This is a genomic window from Mycolicibacterium parafortuitum (assembly GCF_010725485.1).
Classification (GTDB): domain Bacteria; phylum Actinomycetota; class Actinomycetes; order Mycobacteriales; family Mycobacteriaceae; genus Mycobacterium.
This window is the reverse complement of record NZ_AP022598.1, coordinates 1,257,456-1,277,636: the sequence shown is the minus strand read 5'-3', so window position 1 is coordinate 1,277,636 and position 20,181 is coordinate 1,257,456. Positions and strand designations below refer to the sequence as shown.

General features: G+C 66.6%; 20 protein-coding genes. 7 read left to right on the top strand and 13 right to left on the bottom strand.

Annotation, left to right across the window (positions count from 1 at the left end; all coding sequences use genetic code 11):
* Positions 1-15: 15 nt before the first annotated feature.
* From NTM_RS05935 to NTM_RS05920, 4 genes are all read right to left on the bottom strand, one after another.
* Positions 16-1,179, bottom strand: a complete 1,164-nt coding sequence (locus tag NTM_RS05935; protein ID WP_163765750.1) for an NDMA-dependent alcohol dehydrogenase — start codon at positions 1,177-1,179, stop codon at positions 16-18.
* Positions 1,180-2,634: an aldehyde dehydrogenase family protein gene (locus NTM_RS05930; RefSeq protein ID WP_163769390.1), complete on the bottom strand. Its 1,455-nt coding sequence runs from the start codon at positions 2,632-2,634 to the stop codon at positions 1,180-1,182.
* A gap of 28 nt (positions 2,635-2,662) precedes the next feature.
* Positions 2,663-3,451: an SDR family oxidoreductase gene (locus tag NTM_RS05925; protein WP_104864294.1), complete on the bottom strand. Its 789-nt coding sequence runs from the start codon at positions 3,449-3,451 to the stop codon at positions 2,663-2,665.
* Positions 3,452-3,570: 119 nt separating this feature from the next.
* Positions 3,571-4,203 (bottom strand): TetR/AcrR family transcriptional regulator, encoded by a 633-nt coding sequence (locus tag NTM_RS05920; RefSeq protein WP_104864293.1) that lies wholly within the window; start codon positions 4,201-4,203, stop codon positions 3,571-3,573.
* Positions 4,204-4,243: 40 nt separating this feature from the next.
* On the opposite strand from NTM_RS05920, the gene NTM_RS05915 reads away from it, so the two are divergent.
* Positions 4,244-5,383, top strand: a complete 1,140-nt coding sequence (locus tag NTM_RS05915; RefSeq protein ID WP_163765749.1) for an ABC transporter substrate-binding protein — start codon at positions 4,244-4,246, stop codon at positions 5,381-5,383.
* Here NTM_RS05915 and NTM_RS05910 read toward each other — a convergent pair.
* The gene (locus tag NTM_RS05910; RefSeq protein ID WP_232079629.1) at positions 5,360-6,448 is read right to left on the bottom strand and encodes an NAD(P)H-dependent amine dehydrogenase family protein; all 1,089 of its coding nucleotides are present in this window, start codon (positions 6,446-6,448) and stop codon (positions 5,360-5,362) included. The two genes, NTM_RS05915 and NTM_RS05910, sit on opposite strands and share 24 nt — an antisense overlap.
* Positions 6,449-6,570: 122 nt before the next feature.
* On the opposite strand from NTM_RS05910, the gene NTM_RS05905 reads away from it, so the two are divergent.
* Both NTM_RS05905 and NTM_RS05900 read left to right on the top strand, forming a co-directional pair.
* Positions 6,571-7,809, top strand: a complete 1,239-nt coding sequence (locus NTM_RS05905) for a cytochrome P450 (protein ID WP_163769388.1) — start codon at positions 6,571-6,573, stop codon at positions 7,807-7,809.
* 10 nt (positions 7,810-7,819) lie between these two features.
* Positions 7,820-8,872 (top strand): NAD(P)H-dependent amine dehydrogenase family protein, encoded by a 1,053-nt coding sequence (locus tag NTM_RS05900; protein WP_170311968.1) that lies wholly within the window; start codon positions 7,820-7,822, stop codon positions 8,870-8,872.
* Positions 8,873-8,876: 4 nt separating this feature from the next.
* Here NTM_RS05900 and NTM_RS05895 read toward each other — a convergent pair whose 3' ends face one another.
* On the bottom strand, positions 8,877-9,974 hold the full coding sequence (locus NTM_RS05895; protein ID WP_163765748.1) for an NAD(P)H-dependent amine dehydrogenase family protein: 1,098 nt from the start codon (positions 9,972-9,974) through the stop codon (positions 8,877-8,879).
* 97 nt (positions 9,975-10,071) lie between these two features.
* Between NTM_RS05895 and NTM_RS05890 the strand changes: the two genes are divergently transcribed.
* Positions 10,072-10,914, top strand: coding sequence for an SDR family oxidoreductase (locus NTM_RS05890; protein ID WP_163765747.1), 843 nt, complete (start codon positions 10,072-10,074; stop codon positions 10,912-10,914).
* A 5-nt stretch (positions 10,915-10,919) separates the two neighbouring features.
* On the opposite strand, the gene NTM_RS05885 is transcribed toward NTM_RS05890, so the two are convergent.
* From NTM_RS05885 to NTM_RS05870, 4 genes are read right to left on the bottom strand one after another with little or no spacing between them, the layout of a single operon-like run.
* Entirely contained in the window at positions 10,920-11,723 is an 804-nt protein-coding gene (locus NTM_RS05885) for an SDR family NAD(P)-dependent oxidoreductase (RefSeq protein WP_163765746.1), read from the bottom strand.
* Positions 11,724-11,735: 12 nt separating this feature from the next.
* Positions 11,736-12,494: an SDR family oxidoreductase gene (locus NTM_RS05880; RefSeq protein WP_163765745.1), complete on the bottom strand. Its 759-nt coding sequence runs from the start codon at positions 12,492-12,494 to the stop codon at positions 11,736-11,738.
* On the bottom strand, positions 12,491-12,685 hold the full coding sequence (locus NTM_RS05875; RefSeq protein WP_104864285.1) for a (2Fe-2S)-binding protein: 195 nt from the start codon (positions 12,683-12,685) through the stop codon (positions 12,491-12,493). The genes NTM_RS05880 and NTM_RS05875 overlap by 4 nt, the downstream gene beginning before the upstream one ends.
* Complete coding sequence (locus NTM_RS05870) at positions 12,685-13,326, bottom strand: fatty-acid--CoA ligase (protein WP_163765744.1); 642 nt, start codon at positions 13,324-13,326, stop codon at positions 12,685-12,687. Before NTM_RS05870 ends, NTM_RS05875 begins: the two co-directional genes overlap by 1 nt.
* 96 nt (positions 13,327-13,422) lie before the next feature.
* On the opposite strand from NTM_RS05870, the gene NTM_RS05865 reads away from it, so the two are divergent.
* Positions 13,423-14,622 carry a cytochrome P450 gene (locus NTM_RS05865; protein WP_232079628.1) on the top strand — a complete coding sequence of 400 codons (1,200 nt, stop codon included), beginning with the start codon at positions 13,423-13,425 and terminating at the stop codon, positions 14,620-14,622.
* Between the two features lie 49 nt (positions 14,623-14,671).
* On the opposite strand, the gene NTM_RS05860 is transcribed toward NTM_RS05865, so the two are convergent.
* Positions 14,672-16,276, bottom strand: a complete 1,605-nt coding sequence (locus tag NTM_RS05860) for a class I adenylate-forming enzyme family protein (protein WP_163765742.1) — start codon at positions 16,274-16,276, stop codon at positions 14,672-14,674.
* Between the two features lie 223 nt (positions 16,277-16,499).
* Here NTM_RS05860 and NTM_RS05855 point away from each other — a divergent pair, with 223 nt between their 5' ends.
* Complete coding sequence (locus NTM_RS05855; RefSeq protein WP_104864459.1) at positions 16,500-17,720, top strand: CaiB/BaiF CoA transferase family protein; 1,221 nt, start codon at positions 16,500-16,502, stop codon at positions 17,718-17,720.
* Positions 17,717-18,946, top strand: a complete 1,230-nt coding sequence (locus tag NTM_RS05850) for a cytochrome P450 (protein ID WP_163765741.1) — start codon at positions 17,717-17,719, stop codon at positions 18,944-18,946. Before NTM_RS05855 ends, NTM_RS05850 begins: the two co-directional genes overlap by 4 nt.
* Before the next feature lie 9 nt (positions 18,947-18,955).
* On the opposite strand, the gene NTM_RS05845 is transcribed toward NTM_RS05850, so the two are convergent.
* Positions 18,956-19,426, bottom strand: coding sequence for a hypothetical protein (locus NTM_RS05845; protein ID WP_163765740.1), 471 nt, complete (start codon positions 19,424-19,426; stop codon positions 18,956-18,958).
* Positions 19,427-19,558: 132 nt separating this feature from the next.
* The gene (locus NTM_RS05840) at positions 19,559-20,158 is read right to left on the bottom strand and encodes a TetR/AcrR family transcriptional regulator (protein WP_104864279.1); all 600 of its coding nucleotides are present in this window, start codon (positions 20,156-20,158) and stop codon (positions 19,559-19,561) included.
* Positions 20,159-20,181 lie beyond the last annotated feature (23 nt).

Below are 20,181 nucleotides of genomic sequence, written 5' to 3'. Positions count from 1 at the left end.
CCGGAACGGCCGGCGTCAGTCGAAGGCGATCACACCGCGGATGTTGTTGCCGGCACGCAGATCTCGCATCGCCTCGTTGATATCGTCCAGCTTGTACTTCTGGGTGACGAGCTCGTCGAGCTTGATGGTGCCCGCCTCATACATCGAGAGCAGTTTCGGCATCGCGTCGCGGGGATTCATCTCGCCGTAGAGCACGCCTTTGAGCGTCTTACAGGAGCTGACCATATCGGGCAGGCTCAGCGGGACCGTCAGATCGCTGATCTTCGCCATGCCGGTCAGCACACAGGTACCGCCCTTGCGCAGCAGCAGCATCGCCATCAGCACCAGGTCCGCGGGAACCACGCCCGGCGTGAGCACCACCCGGTCGGCCATGACGCCCCAGGTGATCTCCTTGACCAGCTCCAGTGCCGCACCGGCGTCGACGGCGGTGTGCGTCGCCCCGAAGCTCGGCGCGATCTCGCGTTTGAACTCGTTGGGATCGACGGCCACGATGTGCTTGGCGCCGGCGGCCTTCGCGCCTTGGACGGCGTTCATGCCGATTCCCCCGACGCCGATGACGACCACGGTGTCTCCGGTCTCGGTACCCGCGGCCACCGAACCCGACCCGAAACCGGTTGTGACACCGCAGGAGACCAGTGATGCGGCCTCCAGCGGGACCCACTCGTTGATCTTCACCAGGGATCGTTCGGAGGCGACGACGTACTCGCTGAAGGTCCCGACCTGCATCATCGCCATCAGGTCCTCGCCATCCACATGACGGCGACAGGTGCCGTCGGTGGTCATGGACTTGCTGTAGAGGTCGGCGCCCACATCGCAGAGATAGGTGTGGCCGGTCGCGCACCAGCGGCAGTTGCCGCATGCCGGCAGAAACGAAACTGCCACGTGGTCACCGGGTTTGAGGGTATGGACCTCCGCGCCGACCTCCTCGACGATTCCCGCACCCTCATGGCCGCCGAGCATCGGGAACCATTCGGGCACCGGGACGCCGGCTGCCCGCATCATCTCTTCCATCTCCGCGCTCGGCACGCTGTCGCCGGTGTAGAAGTGCTCGTCGGAGTGGCAGATCCCGGCGTAGGCCATCTTGACGAGCACCTCACCCGCATGGGGCGGATCCAGCTCGACGTCGGTGACCTCCCAGTCGACGCCGACTCCGCGCAGTACGGCGGCTCTGGTCTTCATCTAGGACTCCTTCGGCCAGCCGACGGTCTTGGTCTCGGTGAAGATCTCCAGGCCCTCGATTCCACACTGCCGACCGATTCCGGACTGCTTGTAACCGCCGAACGGGGCATCGGCGCCGTACCAGATGCCGCCATTGATACCCAGCGTTCCGGTGCGGATCCGGCTTGCGACGGACTTGGCCCGGTCCAGGTCCTTGGCGAACACCACGCCGGACAGACCGTAGATCGAGTCGTTCGCGATGCGCACCGCGTCGTCGTCGTCATCGAAGCCGATCACCGACAACACCGGGCCGAAGATCTCCTCCTGCGCGATCGTCATACGATTGTCCACGTCGGCGAAGATCGTCGGCTCCACGAAGAAGCCCTTCGGTAGGTGGCTGGGGATCTTGCCGCCGGTGACCAGCCGTGCACCCTCCTGCTTGCCCTTCTCGATATAACCCATGACGCGGTCCTGCTGGCGTTTGGACACCTGCGGACCCTGCAGCACCGACGGATCGGTGGGATCGCCGTACTTGTTCTTCTCCATCGCGACCTTGACGATCTCGACGGCCTCGGCGTACCGGGAGTTCGGCACCAACAGGCGGGTCGGCATGGCGCAGCCCTGCCCGGCGTGCATGGAGATGAACGCGCTGCCGCCGATCGAGGCGCTCAGGTCGCCGTCGTCCTCGAGCACCAGGTACACCGATTTACCGCCGAGCTCCAAGAACGTCGGCTTCAGCGTGTCGGCGGCGGCCTTCATGATGCGCCGCCCGGTCGCGGTCGAACCGGTGAACGCGACCATGTCGACCAGGGGGGACGTAGACAGCACCTCACCGACGAGATGGTCGGAGGAGGTGACGATGTTGATCACGCCCGGCGGGATATCGGTCTGCTCGGCGATGATCCGGCCGATGCGGGTGGCGTTCCATGGCGTGTCGGGTGCGGGTTTGAGCACCATGGTGTTGCCCATCGCCAGGATCGGCCCGATCTTGTTGAGGATGATCTCGAACGGGAAGTTCCACGGCGTCACGACGCCGACCACGCCGATGGGTTCCTTCCACACCTCGCGAGCGGCCACGGTGCCCATGCCGAACGCGTCCTTGTCGGGAAGGGTTCGGCTCCAGGAGAATTCGCTGATCATGTCGGCCGGCCAGGTCAGTGCCTCCTTGAGCGGCACGTCGAGCTGCGGTCCGAAGGTACTCAGCAACGGGCAGCCCACTTCGGCGATCAGCTCGCTGCGGATCTCCTCCCGCTCGGCCTCGAGTGCGGCCTGCAGTTGGCGGATCCCGGCGGCCCTGGCCTCGCCGTTGCGCGACCAGTCGGTGTGATCGAACGCGTGCCGGGCGGCTGCCACGGCGCGTTCCATATCGGCGCGGGTGCCGTCGGCGGTGTCGCCCAGCACCTCCTCGGTCGCCGGATTGATGTTGTCGAATCGGCGGCCGGTCTCGGCGTCGACGAGCTTGCCGTCGATGAGCATGCGGGGTTCGTGTGTCACCGAGATTCCTTCACCACTGTCGAAGTTCGGCCACCGCACCCGACGGCCGGGGAGCAAGTGTCAGGTAGGGGATGAAACTGCTGTTGCCACAGGTGAGTACGGATCGCACGACCTCGACGAGATGGTCGGCGTCGACCAGACCGCCCTGCATGTACCCGTTGTCCATCCAGAACCGGATGGCGTTCTCCAACGCCTGGGGGTCCCATGACTTGTTGAACTCCGTCTGCGAGTCACCCGGCCCGCCGAAGCAGTCACCGACCGCCAACCGGGTGAACCCGATGTTGGGATGTTCGATGCGCCAGGCCTCGACGAGTTTGTCCAGCGCCGCCTTGGACACCGCGTACGCCCCGAGGAACGGCCACGGAGATGTGTACGACGCACTCAAAGACGAGAGATAGACCGCCGACCCGGCGGCCGCCGCGAGATGGGGCGCAGCCGCCGCGGTGATGAGCGAGGCGCCGGTGACGTTGGTGGCGAACAGGTTTCCCCACTGTTCCGCGGTCATCTCGGTCAGCGGTGCCAGCACACCCATCCCGGTGGCGTAGACGAGGGCGTCGAGACCGCCGAAATCGTCGACGATCTCGGCCACGGCGCGTTTGCAGGCATCGGCGTCGGTGACGTCGCAGGCGACGGCCAGCGCGCCGTTGCCCGCCTCGGCCGCGGCGTCGACGAGCCGGTCATGCCGCCGGGCGAGGAAAGCCACCCGCGTACCCGTTTTCGCCAGCCCCATCCCGATGCACCGGCCCAGGCCTGCGGACGCGCCGACCACGGCGACTCGCAGTGTGGACGCATCCGGCATCAGGTTCTCCTTGCGACGAGGGCGAAGCTACATTATCAGCTGAGTAGAAGAACGATAGTCGTAAAACGGAAATAGTCGTTTACGCAAAGACCGCCGCGTTCCCGCCGGAACGGAAACCGTCACCGCCTTAGTGCCTTTCGCGGTTCGGTGGCGACGCTGAGCAGCATCCGGTCGAGCACGCGTGCCGCCCGGGCCCGGGCCCGGGCGGGGCTCTTGGCATGGGCGACCAGAATCGCGCCCTCTTCGAGAGATGCGACGAGCATGTGGGTCAGCTCCGTCACGGGGAGGTCGTCGATGATGCCCTCGGCGATCGCACTGCGGACCATCTCGTTGATCAGCGCGATGCTGTTGCCCTCCTGGATCGTGCGCAGCGTCTGCCATCCCAGGACGACGGGCCCGTCGACCAGCATGATGCGTTGCACCTCGGGCTCGGTCGCCGATTCGAGGAAGCCGTGCAGTCCGGCGGAAAGCCGTTCCCACGGGTCGGCCCCCTTCGGCGGCGTGGCCAGGGAGCGCAGGGTGAGGTCTCGTTCGACCTCTTCGAACACCGCGCGGAAGAGTTCCGACTTGTCCTTGAAGTGGTGATAGAACGCGCCGCGGGTGCCGACACCGGACGCGGCGACCAGGTCGCCGATGCTGGTGTCGAAGTACCCCTTGCGCACGAAAAGGTCGCGACCTGCGGCGACGAGGTCGCGGCGGGTCTGCTCACCTTGTGCCCGCCGCTCGGAGTCGGTGCCGCCGCGCTTGGCCATACCCGCCATCCTAACAACATTCATGTTGTAGGTTGCGGCTATGGCGGACAACGGTGAGCGCGCATACGGGTCGGTGGCTCCATTGAAAGTCGGTCTGCTCAACGACTATCCGACCAGGGCGGGTACCGATGACGACACGTTGGACACGCTTCGGCTGGTCTTCGAGGAGGCGGTCGCCGCAGGGGTGGTGGACCGGCCGATCGAGGTGGTCGAGCGCCACGTGGTCGGTCTGCCCAACGGCACCTACCAGGCTGTGGAGCAGGGCTACGACGAGTTGGTCGCGCAGGGTTGTCTGGTGATCTTCGGCCCGTACGTGTCGGACAACGCGGTGCCGCTCGCCGCCCATGCCGACAGAGTGGCCAAGGTCCCGAACATCATCCTGTCCGGGTCGGAGGGCGCGCTGACCGAATGGACGTTCGCCCTCAACAACGGCTCGATGCCCGAGGAGCCGGTGATGCTCGCCGCGGTGCTGCTCGGCGACGAACGAGCACGGATCGCCATCGCCTACGAGGCGTCGCTGATCGGACGGGAGTATCTCGCGTTCGCCGAGAAGGCCTACTCGGCAGCCGGTTTGAAGGTCGTCGCCACGGTGCCGATCCCGCAGGTCGAAGCCGACAAGGCCGCGGCGGTCGCCGAGCTCGCCGCCGCCGAGCCCGACGCGCTGGTGCACGTCGGGTTCGGGCACGGCCTGTGGGGCTTCTCCGACGCCCTGCTGGCCGCCGGCTGGGACCCGCCGCGCTACACCACCACCGCCTTCGAGATGGCCCACATCAGCGCCGAGTGGATGCGGCAGCTGCGCGGCTGGATCGGCCTGGACAGCTACGACGAACGCAACCAGGTCGGGCAGGCGTTCCTGGACCGGTTCGAGGAACGCTACGGCCGCCGGCCGGCGCACTCGATGCCCGGCCTCTGCCGCGATGTGGCCACCGTGATCGTGCGGGCACTCGGGGCGGCGCGGCCGTTGACCGGGGAGGGCGTCAGGGACGGTATCGAGCAGGTGAAACTCGTTCCGGCTGCGAGCGGAGCCCCGGGCACGTTTCTGCGGTTCGGGCGCTACATCCGCCAGGGCTGGTTGGGTTCGGACTACCTGATCGCGCGCCGGGTCCTACCGGACGGCAGCGGCCACGTCTTCCATGCGGCACCGAGCGAGAACATCTCACACGCCGTCGGCGCCTGCTAGACGGATCGCCCCGAAGACGGGTGCGGTGACGATCCCAGGTGGCTGTGCCCGGACATACGGGATGGCGCGGACTGCTCCCATCGCGATCATCAGGTGTCCTGGCTGCGCGTGCTGCCCGGTGGGCGGTTGCCCGTCCCAGCCGACGTCGAGGGCGAGTTCGAAGCTCGGCACGCCTTTGATCACGGCCCGGATCAGCGGCGCCTTTTCCCCCTGCGCCAGCGGCACCAGGCCCCATTGGGGTAGATCGCGGGTCAGCACCCACTCCTCGTGGATCGCCAGCAGCGGCCGGCCCGACCAGTGGCCGACCCACGAGAACCGTTGTCCGACGACGGTTCCCGCCTCGATGGTGCCGGCGAGCACGTCCAGGTCGTACGGCAGCGTGGTCGCGTCGACCGATATCTCGATGTGCGAGAGCGTGATGCCGAGGACATCGGCGGTCGCATTGAGCGCCTGGCGGTACGCCATGTCGAGCTTCTTGATGATCGGGGAGTCGACACCGACGTCCTCGGGTGGGCGCCCCATCCCCATGAGGTCGACCAGCATCGGGCGGCTGTCGACCGCCGACACGTCGGTGGCCTCGTAGAGGTCGATCCGGTCGATGGTCTTGCTCAGCCCGGTCACCGTCGCCACCAGGCGCTCGAACATGAATCCGGGATTCTCTCCGGCGGCGTGGAAACGGGACCCCCCGGTGCGGCAGGCCTGCTCGAAGGCCTGCGCGGTCTCGGCGCCGTAGGTGGGCAGGTGGTTGTACGAGGTCGTGGTGATGACGTCGGTGCCCGAGGCCAGCAGCCGGCAGATGTCGTCGGCGTTGGTGTCGACGGCGTGGGCCTTGCTGGCGGCATGGATGACGACGTCGGCACCGAGGGCGAAGATCTGCTCCTTGTCCGCTGTCGCGAGCACGCCGGTGTCAGGCGGCAGCCCGCACAGTTCGCCCGCGTCGCGGCCCGCTTTGGCCGGGTCGTACACGAGAACTCCGGCCAACTGGAAAGCGGGATTCTCGATGAGTTCGGCGAGTGCGGCCCGCCCGACCGCCCCCGTCGCCCATTGCGCCACGCGTGTTGTCAATCGGATTCTCCCGGTTGCAGTTTCACCAAAGTCCAGTCCAGATACCGCGTCAACCTACAGTATGGAGGTCGCAACCACCAGGATGTATGTTGAGGCGGATGACCAGCAGCGAGGAGTCGTCAATGTTCGAGCCGGCGAGCGTCGAAGAACTCGAGCAGAGCATTCGCGACGCGCAGGACAGGTTCAACCGGGGTATGGGTGCCGACGGTGACGCGTCGCCGTATCCGATGCTGAAGCAGCTGCGCACACAAGCGCCGGTACACGCCGGCTGGCCTGAGATGGGCATGATCGGCAACTCCGGAGACGGACCGCCGACCTTCACGGCGTACACCTTCGACACCGTGAAGGCGATCTTCACCGACAACGTCACCTTCAGCACGCGTTGTTACGAAGACGTGGTGCGGCCGCTGCAGGGCCCCACCATCCTCGAGATGCAGGACCCGGACCACGTGATCTACCGCAAACTGCACGAATTCGCCTTCGCCCGCTCGTCGATGAAACGCTGGGACGCCGAACTCGTCGGCCCCCTGGTCGAGCGCACCATCGCGGCGATCAAGGACGCCAAGCGAGCCGACCTCGTCGACGCGGTGTTCATGCCGATCCCGGTGCGGGTGATCGCGGCCCTGCTCGGGCTTCCCGATTCCGATGTCCTGCACTTCCACCGACTCGCGATCGATCTGCTGGGATTCCGTGGCGACATGGACTGCGCGATGCGGGCATCGGCGAAAATGAAGGAGTACTTCGTCGGGATCCTGGCCGACCGGCGCAGACAGCCCAAGGACGACATGGTGTCCATCCTGGCGACCGCAGAGGTCAACGGCGTGAAGATGTCCGACGAGCAGATCTACGGTTTCATGCGGAACCTGCTTCCCGCGGGCGCCGAGACGACGTCGCGTTCGACGGCCAGCCTGGCCTACGCGTTGCTCACCCATCCCGATCAGCTCGACGCGGTGCGTGCCGATCGCAGTCTGCTGCCGCAGGCCATCGAGGAGGGAATCCGCTGGGAAACTCCGCTGCTCAACTTCATGCGCGAGGTCACGCGGGAGACCGAGATCGGCGGGGTACGGGTTCCCGAGGGGGCGACGATGATGCTCAGCCTGGGCAGCGCGAACCACGACGAATCCCGTTGGAGCGAACCGGAGAAGTTCGACATCTTCCGGGAACGGAAGTCCCACATCGGGTTCGCCCACGGCGCCCACGTCTGCCTCGGCATGCACCTGGCACGGCTCGAGACCACGAAGATCTTCAACGCCTTGTTCGACGAGTTGCCGGGGCTGCGGCTCGATCCGGACGCGCCGCGCCCTTACATCACCGGGACCATGTTCCGGTCACCCGCGCGTCTCGACGTGGTGTGGGATTGAGGAGGACCCGATGACGCGAGTGATCCAATGGGCAACCGGTGTGACCGGTTTGATGTCGCTGCGCCACATCCTCGACCGGCCGGATCTCACGGTCGTCGGTGTCCGGGTCTACGACCCGGCGAAAGCCGGAGTCGACGCCGGCACCCTGTGCGGTGCCGGCGAGGCCGGGGTGATCACCACCGCCGATCGAGACGCCGTCCTCGACACCGATGCCGACGTGGTGCTGTACATGGGCAAGGTGGAAACCGACACGCCAGGGTGCTTCGCCGACGTCTGTGACCTACTCGCGTCGGGCAAGGATGTCATCGCCACCGGCAGCAGATTCATCCACCCGCGCTCCTTGCACGCATCGCTGGCCGACTGTATCGAGAGCGCCTGCGAACGAGGCCGGTCCTCGTTTCTCGGGGTGGGGCTGTACCCCGGCTTCTTCGGCGAGTCGTTCGCGCCGCTGTTGTCGCGACTCACGCAGCAGACGACCCGGATCAACGTCCGCGAAGTGCTCAACTACTCCACCTACGCCAGTCACGACCTCGTCTTCAACGCCATGGGTTTCGGTCATGCACCCGATGACCCCGCCCCGCTGCTCGCCAACCCCGAGTACGCGGCGAGCGCGTGGATCGGCAGCGCGACGGTGCTCGCGCAGGCGCTCGGACTGCGCATTCGCGCGGTGGAGGGTTTCCGGGAGGTTGTGACGACGCCGCGCGCGCTGACCGTCGCGGCGGGTGAGATCCCGGCCGGCACTGTCGGTGCCATGCGCTTCGGTGTCGTCGTCGATTGCGGGGAGACGACGATATCGGTCGAGCATCTCACCCGCATGGCCGACGATCTGGCCCCTGACTGGCCGACCGAGATCGGGTATGAACTCGCTCTCGAAGGCGAACCGAATATGCGTCTGCACCTCGAAATCGGTTCTGCCGGTGAGGACCACTCCGAACAGGGCTGCCTGGCCACCGCCATGCACGCGATCAATGCGATACCCGCAGTCGTCGCGGCGGAACCGGGGCTCTACGACCTCTCGACCATCGCGCCGTTCGTCGCGCACTGGACCAACCGCGACGGTTAGACGCTCAGACCCCGACTCGGGGGGTGTTGCCGAAACCCGTGTAGCTCCTGACGAGGGGGAGATCGGCCATCGTCGCGAACCCGGCGGGCGCCGCGCAGACCGCCGGAATCGCGTTGACCACCTGCATCGCCACCGTGATGAGGCCGGCCCGGACGTGCTCCTCGATCGAGGCCTCCCGGGAGAAACTGGCGAGCGGAAAGAAGTGTGTGCGCATGGACGGATCGCCCTCGATGGTCAATGTCCAGCCGTCGAGCGGTTGGGGCCAATGATCGGGATACTCGCCGCCGACGGTCCACAGCGTCTCGAATTCGATCAACGGTTCACCGCGACGATGGCCGACGAAACGCCAGCGCTGGCCCGCCGTGCTGCCTTGGCGCACCACATGATCGAAGATCTGCAGGTCTCTGCTGGCCGGTACGGTTTCCAGGGTCACCGCGACGTCATCGATGTCGGCGTTCAAACTGTCGGAGATGAACCAGGTCTGCTCCACGAACAGCTTGGTCAGGAAGCTCAGGTAACCGTTGGCCGTCGGGGTGACCTGATCGACCGGACGGCCGAACCACATTCCGTCGAAGGTGATTCCGGTGCTCTCCCACAGCGTCCAGTCGGCTCTCTCCTGCAGGGTCAGGCGCTCGATCGAGCGGCTCATACCCGAGAGGGCCAGCGGAAGCACCCCGGACAGATTGCCCGGGTTGAGTCCGCTGCCGTGAATCGTGCTGTTGCCCGTCTGGCATGCCTTCAGCAGTCTCTCCCGCTCGGCCGGCGGAATTCGCCGGGGGTGGAACAGGAACGACGGCGTTGCGACGTTCTTGCCGCTCTCGAGCAGCGCGCAGACGTCGTCGAGGTCGGTGAACGACGGCGCGTACAACACCAGGTCGGCATCCAGGGCGAGGATCTCGGCGACGTCGGTGGTGGCGCAGACCCCGATCGCAGCTCTGTTCACGAGTGTGCCGATGTCCATGCCGTTCTTGGCCTCGGAATACACGCGGGCACCGACCAACTCAAGGTCGGGGCGGTGATCGAGGATGGTGGTGACCATCTCGGAGCCCACACCGCCGGTGGCCCACTGAATGATTCGCAGCGGGCGAGCAGCGGCGGTCATGCGGCGGCCACCCTGGAAACCGTCACGTGGTGACCGTAACACCAGTGATAACGTGTGTTCTCATATTCGGTGAACGAAGTTCTCTAAGGAGCGTGGCATGGACGATGTGCTGGGGTACCGAGGCAAGTCGGTCGTCGTGACCGGCGCGGCGTCGGGAATGGGACAGGTGACCGCGCAGATCCTGGTGGATCTCGGTGCGACCGTCACCGCCCTCGACATCAAACCGACGAGCGTCCCCGCCGCCCGGACGCTGCAGATCGACCTGCGCGACCCGAAGAGCATCGACGCCGTCGCGGAGTCCATCGACGGCCCGGTCGACGGGCTGTTCAGCTGTGCGGGGCTGCCAGGTCCGCCGTTCAGCGAATGGGACACGATCCTGGTCAACTTCGTCGGAGCGCGTCATCTGGCCGAGCGGTTGGTGCCGAAGATGCCCGAAGGATCGGCGATCAGCGTCATCTCGTCGTCCGCCGCCATCGGCTGGCAGGACCACATCAAGACCATCACCGGTCTGCTCGAGACCGACGGCTTCGAGGCAGCCGTCGAATGGCTGACCGCGAACGAGAAGCTGTGGTCGTGGAGCGGGTACGCCTACTCGAAGTACATCATCGACGCCTGGGTGGGCTGGTGGTATCCCGAACTCGGCCGCCGCGGCATCCGCATCAACTGCATCAACCCCGGACCCACCGAGACCGCGATGATGCCGGCGTTCCAGGACCTGATGGGCAAGGACACGGTCGATCAGGCGGTCGGACCAGTAGGCCGGTACTCGACTCCCGAGGAACAGGCCTGGCCGCTGGTATGTCTCGGCAGCCCGCGCTTCAGCTATGTCGGCGGTGAGGTGCTGTGGACCGATGGCGGCTGGAACGGCGCCATGACGATGGGCCGGCATCAGGCGCGGTGGGCCGACACGGCGGCCGCGGAGATGTCGAAGAACAGCTGATCGGCTCAGATGAAGTCCGAGCCGCCGTCGACGTTGAGCGTGGCGCCGGTGACGTACCCGTTGCGCCGCGAGGCCAGATAGGCCGTCGCCGAGGCGATTTCCTCGGGAAGCCCGGCCCGGCCAAGGTCGCAGGGATGGCCGTAGGTCTGCTCCACCCACCTCATCACGTCATGCGGATCCGCGGAGTCCAGGCCGTCGGCGGCCAGCACATCCTTGAGGATCTCGGTGAAGCTCGCGGTCACAATGGTTCCCGGGCAGACACAGTTGACGAGTATCCCGTCAGGGCCGAGGCTCTTCGAGAGATTCTTGGTGAAACTCGACAGCGCAGCCTTGGCCGCGGTGTAGGCGACGAGTCGCGGGCTCTGGCGCTGGATCGAGTGCGCCGACAGCGTGACGATGCGGGCCCATTCGGCGGCACGCAACATCGGGAGCGCGGCACGCACTGACCGGACCGCGGCCATCGTGCCCAGATCGAAGGCGGCGTGCCAGTCGTCGTCGTCGAGGTCGTCGAAGGCACCCGCATCCGGTCCCACCGTGTGCACGAGCACGTTGAGCCGGCCCCAGGCGTCACCCACCTCGGCGAACCCCGCCGCGATCGACCCGGCGTCGGCCATGTCGACACTCAGGGGGAGCGCCTCGCGTGCACCGGCGGCGCGGATCCGTTCGGCCGCCGCGTCCAGTCCCTGTCGTCCGCGAGCCATGATGGCCACCGCTGCGCCTTCGGCGGCCAGCGTTTCGGCGATCGCCAGGCCCATGCCCTTACTGCCGCCGGTCACGACCGCGGTCGCGCCTTCGAAGCCGAGATCCATTGCAGGGTACTCCTATCGGCCGGTGCCGGTGCGGGGTGCCAGATGCACGATGTCGCTGACCACCGACGGATTCGCGCGGGATATGGCGATCAAGGACAGCATCGCGTTGGCCACGTCGTTGACGGCCGACATCGTCGCAGGGATCTGGCCTTCCTGGGCCCAGGACCGGTACAGATCGGCGAGCAGATCGCGATCGGCTCCACGAAGGATCTCCGTGCCCTCGGTGGGGCCGACGCTGACGCGGATGACGGCGAGTTCCGGGTGTTCGGCACGCCAAGACCGAAGAATCTCGTCCAACGCGGCTTTGCTCGCGTGATACGCCGCGACCCCGGCGCGTGGCCTGCCGACATCGTGACTCGACGCGACGAGCGTCACCGCGCCGTCTGCGAGGTGGGGCAGCGCGGCCCGCAGGACGTGCGATGCGCCCACCGCGTTGACGGCGTACGCGTGCAACCACGTCGTGACGTCGGTTTCCTCGATGAGCGCGAACGGCACCACGGCACTGGTGAATACGACCGCGTCGAGCTGACCGAACTCGGCTGCCACCGCGTCGACGACTTGCTCGATCGCGCGAGGATCGGACACGTCGAGTTCATGGGCGGAGCCGTCCAGTTGCTCGGCCAGCTCGGACAGGAGCTGAACCCGTCTGGCGGCGAGTGCGACGCGGGCGCCCCGCGCGTGGGCCGCTTTCGCGAGAGCGGAGCCGATGCCCGACGATGCACCGATCACGAGCACCCGCGCTCCCGCGATGTTGGAGTGTCGATCGCTCATACCGTCCGTCTCCTGCCTGAATCTGATTCCGCTGCCGCAGATCTGATGATCGAGATGATGGTGCGTCTGCACCTGCCGCAGTCCGAGCCGGCGCCGCACGCATCGGCGACCTGCCGGGTCGTCCTGGCGCCGCCGGCGACGGCGTCGGAGACCGTTTCGATCGTGATGCCGAGACACAGGCAGACATACATCAGTGCAGATCCGTCCCGGCCGTCTCGGCCAGCCGCATCGCGTGGACAAACCGGCCGACGAAGACGGGCGGATAGGCGCCGACGCCGGCCGATGCCAACCACTCGGCGGCGACGTCGGAGTGGTTGACCCACTGCATCGCGGTGCGCGCGGTCGCAAGCTGGTGGAGGAAGAGCACCTCGCGAGGGGTGTCGAAGGCGCGGTATACGAGCGTTCGGCGAATGCCCGAGTGGGCGAACCCGGACAGCGAATCGCGTACCCGGGTCATGAAAACCTCGACATTCTGGACCCGGGCGACGGCGGCGACCACCACGCCGGTACCCGGTGTGGGGGGTTCGCCGAGGTCGAAGCGCTCGACGAGCTCGCCAACGAACACGGCGGGAAGATCCTGGACACCGACCGCGTCGAACCACTCGAAGAAGTAGGGCGAGCGGAGAAGGTCGAGCAGCGGCTGTGCGGTTCGGATACCGATGACGACCAGGACTTTGCCCGGGTCCACCACCGATTCGTACACGAACGCATATCGGGCATCGAGATCGCGAAGACTCTCCTCGTGCCGGGCGAGTACCGGCCCGACGCGCTCGGACTCGCCGATCCTGAACTCGACGGCGAAGATGACGTTACGAACGGCGGCTGAGCCCATCGCCGCCTCCTTCGGTGCCGGTCCCGCGGTATGAGAATACATATTCTCATACCGGAACCTTCCATAACGCGGCGTGAGAGCGCCTATTCTCATCGTGTGACATACGGGGTGAAGGTTGATGATCCGTACTATGACCCGTTCGATTTCGACATCGACGACGATCCCTACCCGGTGTGGAAACGCCTGCGTGACGACGCACCTCTCTATCACAACGACAAGTACGGTTTCTATGCGTTGAGCAGGTATTCGGACGTCAACCGTGAGCTGGCGAACTGGGAGGTCTACCGCTCCGGCAAGGGCACCACCACCGAGATCATCCTCAGCGGCGTCGAGGTGCCGCCGGGCATCATCCTGTTCGAGGACCCGCCGATCCACGACTTCCACCGCCGGCTGCTCTCAGGTGTGTTCACGCCACGGCGCATGGCCGCCATCGAGCCGCTGGCCAGAGAGTTCTGCCGGCGCGCGTTGGAGCCGCTGGAGGGCGCCGAGACGTTCGACTTCATCGCCGACCTCGGCGCGTGGATGCCGATGCGCACCATCGGCTACCTGCTGGGCATCCCCGAGGAGAGCCAGGTCGCGATCCGGCGCAACACCGACCGGCTCCTCGAGCTTCGCGACGGTGAACTGGCCGACGTGGCCGGTGACATCCTGACGCGGCAAGGTTCGATGCTGGAGGAGTTCATCGACTGGCGCTACGACCACCCGTCTGACGACTTGATGACGGACCTGGTGAACGCCGAGCTCGAGGAAGCCGACGGCAGCCGCAGGAGATTGACCCGCGGCGAGGTATTGACCTACACAGGCACCGTCGTGGGCGCCGGGAACGAGACGACGACGAGACTGATCGGCTTTGCCGGACAACTGTTGTCGGACCATCCGGACCAACGTCGGGAACTGGCAACCGATTTCAGCCTGATCCCCGCGGCGATCGAGGAGGTGCTGCGTTACGAGGCACCGTCGCCCGTGCAGGCGCGGTACGTCGCGCGGGATGTCGAACTCTACGGACAGGCGGTCGCAGAGGGCTCGGTGATGCTGCTGATCAACGGATCGGCGAATCGGGACGAGCGACAGTTCCCGGACGCGGACCGGTTCGACATCCATCGGCAAGCCACCCACCTGTCCTTCGGACGCGGCATCCATTTCTGCCTCGGAGCCGCACTCGCGCGAATGCAGGCGCGGGTCGCGCTGGAGGAGGTGCTCAGCCGTTGGCCGGACTGGGAAGTGGACTACGACGCGGCCCGGCGCGCGCACACCAGCAGCGTCAGAGGCTGGGCCACGCTTCCGGTGTCGGTGTGACTTGACCGATACCGCGGGCTGGACGCCGAAATGGCCGGACCCGGGTGGCTCACATGCGCGACAGGAGGTCGCCGAGCTGCTGCGCGAGGTCGGACTTCTTGACCTTGCCCGTGGCGGTGAACGGCAACGCCGCTTTGTCGGTGACCCAGATGAACTTCGGAACCTTGTAGGCCGACAGCCGGCCGCGGAGGTCCGCCCGCAGCGCCTCGGGATCGAGCTGCGCGTCGCCGCGGGGAACCACCGCCGCGGCTACGATCGTCCCGTTGCGACCGTCCTGCGCGCCGACGACGTACGCCTCCAGAACGCCCTCGCAATCGGTCAGCGCCAGCTCCACCTCGCCCGGCGTGACATTGGTCCCGCCACCGGTCTTGATCAGATCCCCCAATCGGCCGGTGAACCGGATCCAGCCGTCGGCGTATCGGATTCCGCGGTCACCCGTGCGGTAATAGCCGTCCGGGGTGAACACGTCCTCACGCTCGCGCTTGTACAAACGCTGCATCAGCGAGTAACCGCGCACCCAGATCTCACCGTCGGCGCCGGCGGGGACGGGGTCGCCGGTCACCGGATCGACCAGCAGGTGCGACAACCCTTCGATCGAGTAGCCGCCGGTCTCGCTGCGATCGGCAGGCTGTGCGGGATAGGGGTCCACCCCGATGTGGTTACCGCACAGCTCGGTCATACCCAGGGCGTTGGGGCCCTGGGGCCGGCGTTCGGCCGGAACCATCGCCGGCATGCTGGTGCGCTGGACCGAACCGAGATCGCGACGCGCGAAATCCGGGTGTTCGACCAGCGATTTGCCCTGCTGCGGCCAGCCCAGCGTGATCGTCGCGCGGTGCTCCTCGATGAGCTCAAGTGCCTCTGCCGCGTCGAACGCGGGCTGGGTGACCAGGGTGGCGCCGTGATGGATCACCGCATGGATGCCGGTGATCAATCCACCGACCCAGAAGAACGGCATCGACGTGAACATCACCGTGTCGGAGGTGACGCCGTAGTGGAACGTCAGGTTGTAGGTGTGCCGCACGAGCGTGCCGTGGGTGTGCACGGGGGCTTTCGGGTCGCCGGTGCTGCCCGAGGTGTAGATGATCATCGCATCGTCGGCCGGCGTCACGCAGGATTCGACCTCGGTGAGGAACTCCGCGTCGTGATCGGAGTCGTCCGGAAAGACTGTCGCCCAGGGCCGGTCACACTGTCCCTGCACCGCGATCATCCGCAGGTACGGCGCTTGCCGGACGACGAGCCTGCCGGGCGTGCGCTGCCCGGCCAGCCCCGGCAGCGCCTCCTCCAGTCGGGCGAGGAAGTCGTGGCCGCGAAATCCGGACTGGGCCAGGATCGCGCGGAGGTCGGCGTGGCGCGCGGTCCAGGCGAGCTCCGAGGCTTTGTAGAAGGTGTTCAGGGGCACCGCCACCGCGCCGATGCGGGTCGTCGCGAACCATGCGATCGCCCATTCGACGCTGTTGGGCATCAGGATTCCGACATGGTCGCCCTTGCCGATACCCGCGGCCAGCAGCGCGCCCGCCAACCGTGCCGATCGCTGATCGAGTGCGCTGTAGGTGAGGGTCTGGCCGTCCGCGATCAGGAAAGCCTTGTCTGCGAAGCGCGCCGCACACGACCTGAGCAGGGTGGGGACCGTGGGTGTGATGGAAGGAAAGGGCACGCCGGGGTAATCCTCTCGCACGGATGTCCCCACAGGATAGCGATCCTCGCGAAAAACGAGAATAGAGGTTCTCGCTTGCCGCGGCATGCGGCTACACTGCAGCCATGTCGCCGCCGGACCGGCTCGATCTCGTGGAGTCCAGACTCGAGATCGCCGAGTTGCCCAGCCGCTACGCGATGGCCCTCGACGCGGCGTACCAACCGATCTACCCGTAGGAGGAGTCATTTCCGGCGACAAGGTGCTCAGCGGTGTTCGGGTGCTCGAAGTTGCGGCGTGGACGTTCGTGCCCTCGGCGGGTGCGGTCCTGGCCGAGTGGGGTGCGGAGGTCATCAAGGTCGAGCCGCGGGACGGTGGCGATCCGCAGCGCGGCCTCGTCACGATGGGCATCGTCGATGAGGGGGGCGGTTCGGTCAACTACATGATCGAGATCCCCAACCGCGGCAAGAAGTCCGTCGGCGTGGATCTGAGCACCCCCGGCGGCCGGGATGTGGTGCGCGAGCTGGCCAAGACCAGCGACGTGTTCCTGACCAGCTATCTGCCGGAGCGGCGCCGGAAGTTCGGCATCGACGTCGACGACATCAGGGAGGCCAATCCGAGCATCGTGTACGTGCGCGGATCCGGCCACGGTCCGAAGGGGCCGGACGCGGACAAACCCGGCTATGACGGGGTGTCCTACTGGGCGCGGGGTGGTATCGCCACCGTTCTGACGGAGGAGGCCGACGAGCTGGTCCGCTCTCGTCCGGCGTTCGGAGACCTGCTCGGTGGTATGACTTTGGCGGGCGGCATCGCCGCGGCGCTGTACAAGAAGGCGACGACGGGAATCGGATCGGTGGTCGACGTCTCGCTGCTCGGCCTCGCCGCGTGGAACCTCAGCCCCGATGTCGCGGTCAGCCAAATCCACGGCGGCAGCGCTATTCCGAAGTTCGGCCACGCCGATGCACCGAACCCGCTGGTGGGTACCTACCGTACGAAGGACGGACGCTATGTGCAGCTGATGATGCTGCAGCTCGACAAGTTCTACGCCGAGGCGATGCGGGTGATCGGCCTGCCCGAGCTGATCGACGATCCGAGATACGCCGACCCCGCCTCGCGGTACGCCAACCGCGTCAGCCTGATCGCGGCGCTCGATGACGCGTTCGCCGAACGCACACTGGCCGAATGGCGCGCGACGTTGGCGTCGCTGTCGGGGGCGTGGGGCATCGTGCAGACGCCGGGCGAGCTATGCCAAGACCCCGCTGTCACCGCGAACGGCTATGTCGCGCACACCACGACAGTCAACGGAGCCCCGTTCTCGCTGCCCACCAACCCCGTTCAGTTCGACGAGCAAGCCGTCGTTCCGCCCGGCGCGCCGGAGCACGGGCAGCACACCGAGGAAGTCTTGATGGACGCCGGGATCGATTGGGAGACCATCGAGAAGCTCAAAGAAGCCGGGGCGATCCTGTGAGTGCGGCGCCGCCGGAAGTGGACAGCGGATCCGTCGAATTCGACCCGTTCTCCCAGGACTTCTTCGACGGGGCGTACGCCACCTACCGGCGGCTGCGCGACGAGTCGCCCGTCTACTACAACGCGAAGTGGGACTTCTGGGCGTTGACCCGCTACGAGGACGTGGCGCCCGCCACCAAGGACCACGAGACCTTCTCGTCGGCCAAGGGCGCCACGCTGGACATGGTCAAGGCCCACGACGACGCGATCCCGGTGCCGAAGGTGATCATTTCGATGGACCCGCCCCAGCACCAGAAGATGCGGCGCCTGGTGAGCAACGTGTTCACCCCGCGCGCGATCGCCGCACTCGAGCAGATGGTGTACGAGAAGGTCTATGAACGCGTCGAAGCACTGGACCCGGCGGGCTTCGACGTCGTCGCCGATTTCTCCGCGCTGTTTCCGAACGAAGTCATCACGACGATGCTGGGTGTGCCCAAAGAGGATCGGGACCAGATCCGGCACTGGCTGGACCTCCTGCTCGAACGGCGGCCAGGTGAGATCGCGGTCCCCAGATCGGGATACGAGGCCTCGGTCAACACCGGCCTGTACTACTACGACCTCGTGCAACAGCGGCGGGCGGCGCCGAAGGACGACATGATCAGCCGCCTCATCGAGACCGAGATCGAGCGCGACGGGCTGGTGGAGAAACTCACCGACGTCGACATCACCGGCTTCGCGACGATGCTCGGCGGCGCGGGCGCCGAGACGGTCACGAAACTGGTAGGCAATGCGATGGTCGCGTTCGCCGACTTCCCCGACCAGTGGCGTAAGCTCCGCGAGGACCGTAGCAAGATCCCGGCCGCGATCGAGGAACTGCTGCGCTACGAGGCGCCGTCGCAGTACCAGGTTCGCACCGCCACAAGGGATGTGACCTATTACGGGACCACCATCCCCGCGGGTGCCGCGGTGCTGCTCGTCACCGCGGCAGCCACCCGTGATGAGCGGATGTTCGACGCGCCCGACCGACTCGATATCGACCGTGAACGCAAGATGGGCTTCAATCTCGCGTTCGGCTACGGCATCCACAGCTGTCTGGGCGCGGCGCTGGCGCGAATGGAGAGCCGGATCGCGCTCAACGCGCTGCTCGACGTCATCCCCGAATACGAGGTGGACCGGGACGGTCTGCGTCGCGTCGCGATGTCGAACGTCTGCGGGTACTCGAACGTGCCGGTGCGCAGAACCTCCTGAGGCGCTGTGTCACTCCGGCGGCGGTGAGGTCGCGATGAGCCGGTGCAGACCCCCGTAGAACCTTTCGGCAGCACCGGCCGGTGGCGGCGCGCCGACGGCCTGCATGGCGTGGCTTTTGAACGCCCGCGCGGCAGGACTGAGACGATGGTCGATGTCCGAGGCGGAAGCGGGTGCCGCAGACCAGGGTCCACCCCAGGCGGCGACGTCGGGCGCGCCCCGGCGGACGGCATCGGCGAGGCATCGGCGCACCCCCCGATGCCGGTGGTATATGTCGGCGGCGAACACCACCGCATCGGCTTCGCCTGGCCCGAATCCCACGTCGGTCGCCAGGAGTTGGCCGTCCTCGACGCCGAGGATCCGCAGTGCGCGTGGTTCTGGGGCGACTTCCAGGTACATCGCGACGCGCCACCCGGCGCGCACCGCGTCGACGATCAGCCCGCCGGCGCCCGACACGGCATCGGCGGTCTCGGACCCGAGCACCACGAGCCGGTAGGGCGCACCACGGTCGCGGCCCGGCGATTGGCCGACTGGCTGTCGTGTCGCTGGTAATACTGTTGCCGCAGTCGGTTTCACCTGGGTCCTCCTCGCGCCGGTCGCGAAAGATGTCGGGTACTAGTGCCGCCGTGGGCCGTCGACGAATCCGCGGACCACATAGGACCGCACGAAGTCCGCGACGGCACCGTCGTCACGCATATCGATGGTCGGCGACGGAGTTGTGAACAGCGAGAAGAGCATTCGCGCGAACCATTCGGTGGCCGACGGCACGTCCAGGTCGGTGCGGACTTCGCCGGTCAGCCGCGCCGCGGTGACATAGGGGGCCAGGAAGTCGGCGCATTCCTTCAGGAGGGTGGCCGCGTTCTTGGTCATCATGAGACTGACCTCGGCGGCATCGAAGTACACCTCCGGTTCGACGACCTGGCGCGCCTGGGTGACGAAAACCGCGGCACGGACCAGCCGGCCTTCGAGAGTGCTGCCCCCGTGCCGGTCGATGGCTTTGGCCATGTTGCGGTAGAACCGCTGCGATGCGGCCTCCGCGCAGGCCTCGACCACGGTCTCCTTGTCCCGGAAGTATTCGTAGACCGTGCTGCGCGACACACCCGCCGCACGCGCGATGTCCACGATGGTCGTCTTGGCGAGCCCGCGGGTCCGGAAGCAGCCGAAAGCCGCCGAGATGATGGCATCCCGGGTGTCGACAGCCACCGATTGAGTCACGTCAGACGCCACTTCAGCACATT